This is a genomic window from Mucilaginibacter sp. (assembly GCF_036383575.1).
Lineage (GTDB): Bacteria > Bacteroidota > Bacteroidia > Sphingobacteriales > Sphingobacteriaceae > Mucilaginibacter.
The window spans coordinates 1-1,937 of record NZ_DASVOB010000132.1 but is presented as its reverse complement, the minus strand read 5'-3'; the positions used below and the strand labels follow the sequence as shown (position 1 = coordinate 1,937).

Below are 1,937 nucleotides of genomic sequence, written 5' to 3'. Positions count from 1 at the left end.
CAAATAGATATAAATAACGATTTTGTTGTTTCTTCAGATCTGTCACCGGCACAAAATTACTATGCAATGAAGAGGCTCTTATCTTTAGAGCAAAAGCCTACAGCCATTATCACTTTTAATGATTATGTAGCACGCGATGCAATTGCAGTAGTTAAGAATAGCAACCTGGTTGTTAATCGCGACATAAGCTTTATCAGTTTTGCAAATTCACCTATCTGGAGTTTTATGGATAATTCGCCACTTGCTTCCATTGAACAGTTCCCTAAAGAACAAGGAGTAAAAGCAGCCGAAATACTGTTCAAACTAATTGACTATCGCATTGAAGAAACGCCATCAGCTGCTCCTATTTTCCATCGTGCGGTGTTTGATTCCAGTATGGTATCCCACAAAGTGAATTTTATGGCATAAACGTAATCCATTAGTATTCCAATACAAAAGCGCCACTATACTTTAAAGTGGTGCTTTTTTGTAAAGCTCTGGGTATCTGAATGTTTAACAATCCGTTTTCGTAATTCCATTTCAGTTTTTGAGCGCTGCCCTGTAAGCTCACTTTTTTAAGCCGTTTAATGTTATTTACCGGAAAAGTTACATTGGCTGGAAGGCTTACAACATCCTTTTCAGACAACCAAAAAGCATATAGCGTTTTTGTAGTTTTCGATTTAGTGAAATAAATATTACCCGCCGAGTAGGGGGCCACCGGTTCCGACCCATAAATACCCTTCCCATTAATTTTTATCCAGCCGGCAATATCCTGTAATCGTTGATAGGCAACAGGGTTCCAGTCACCATTAGGGCCCGGGGCAATATTAAGCAGCAGGTTACCTCCCCGTGATACTATTTTTATGAGCGTTTGTACCAGCTGACGGCTGGGTTTAAATTCATCATCAGGCACATAGCTCCAATATTTGCCAATGGTCATACAGGTTTCCCATGGGTAGGATAGGGGGGTATCCGGCACCTCCTGTTCTGGCGTGGTATAATTTTCAAATTCACCGGCAACCGTGCGGTCTACCATGATAAGGCCGGGTTGATGACTGCGGCTCATTTTCGCTATTTTAGCCATATCAAGATCCTGGTTATAATGCTGCGGATCATTATCCTTTTCATGAGATGGCCTCACCCAACCGCCATCAAGCCATAAAATATCCACCTTACCATAACCGGTCATCAATTCTTCAATCTGGTTATAGGTAAAATCTTTAAATTTTTGCCAGCGTTCGGGGTAGCGTTGCGGATCGTAATTAACGTTGTGGTCTTTTGGGGGATAGTAAGGCCACCAATAGTTTTGATTGTGCCAGTCGGGCTTGGAAAAATATGCCCCGATCATGAAGTTGTCTTTACGAAAGGCGTTAAATATTTCTTTAGTTACATTGCTTCGCGGATTTTTTGAAAAAGGCGTTTTAGGGTCTGTGATTTTATAATCGGTTTGTTTGGTATCAAACATGCTAAAGCCATCGTGATGTTTGGTTGTAAACACCACGTAATTCATACCAGCGGCTTTGGCTGCCCTGGCCCATTTTTCGGGGTTAAAGTTTACCGGGTTAAAAGTAGTTTGTAAGTTTTCGTAAGCCTTTTTGTAGGTAAAATAATCATCACTATAAGGCCCGGTTCGTGTAACCCAGTCATCAGGGCAAATTGTCCAGCTTTCTGCAACTCCCCACTGGCTGTAGGTGCCCCAGTGCATAAACAATCCAAATTTTTGGTCTTGCCATTGGGCAAGTTTTTGCCGTACAAGGGAGTCTTTAGGTACCTGGTAGGTATTTGACATTTCGTGCACGTTTTGCGCAAGTACTACCTGGCTGCATACCAAAAGGCAAAGGCCAAACATGAGTTTCTGAATCATGATTAATATAAACTATTGATGATGAGTGTGTTTAATTTAATATTAGCTCAATTACCGGGATCTCGCTATCGGGTTTAGCTTCAGGAAGGTTTAA

The 1,937-nt window shown here is 41.4% G+C and carries 2 protein-coding genes; one reads left to right on the top strand and one right to left on the bottom strand.

Annotated elements, in window-relative coordinates:
- Window positions 1–408: substrate-binding domain-containing protein (locus tag VF500_RS04865; RefSeq protein WP_330858600.1), on the top strand; the 408-nt coding region annotated here is incomplete at its 5' end.
- 10 nt (window positions 409–418) lie between these two features.
- Here the strand turns inward: VF500_RS04865 and VF500_RS04860 are convergent.
- Window positions 419–1,843, bottom strand: a complete 1,425-nt coding sequence (locus VF500_RS04860) for an alpha-L-fucosidase (RefSeq protein ID WP_330858599.1) — start codon at window positions 1,841–1,843, stop codon at window positions 419–421.
- Between the last annotated feature and the right edge of the window lie 94 nt (window positions 1,844–1,937).

What these genes read in the sequence shown, in the direction of transcription:
- VF500_RS04860 (WP_330858599.1), bottom strand. Translation starts at nt 1,843, where the DNA reads ATGATTCAGAAACTCATGTTTGGCCTTTGCCTTTTGGTATGCAGCCAG.